This window comes from Streptomyces sp. SP17BM10 (assembly GCF_036322405.1).
Classification (GTDB): domain Bacteria; phylum Actinomycetota; class Actinomycetes; order Streptomycetales; family Streptomycetaceae; genus Kitasatospora.
In genome coordinates, this window is sequence record NZ_JAQYXB010000476.1 from 1 (window position 1) to 304 (window position 304).

At 76.3% G+C, this 304-nt stretch carries 1 protein-coding gene; it reads left to right on the forward strand.

Annotated features, from left to right (window positions below):
- The coding region (locus PUR71_RS06940; RefSeq protein ID WP_329925452.1) for a hypothetical protein at positions 1 to 304 on the forward strand (304 nt) is incomplete at both ends.

A 304-nucleotide genomic window follows, 5' to 3' on the forward strand; every position in this document is an offset into this window, starting at 1 on the left:
GCTGTACGGCGGCCTCACGCTGGCGGTCGACCTGTGGCTCCTGTCCTTCGTCCCGGACGGCCGCGACCACGACGAACGCGCCGTGGCGGCCTTCCTCGTGTTCCTGGCCTCGGCCGGGGCCCTGGCCGGCTTCGGCCTCGCCGACCTGCGCGGACGTCGCCGGCCTAACGCGACGCCCGGGCCCCGGCGACCCGCGCTCCGCCTGGTGCGGGGCGCGACGACGGGGGCCTTCTACGTCCACCTCGTGCTGCCGGCCGCCCTCGCCGTCGACGTCGTCCTGCACCCGGACCACGTCATCGCCTAC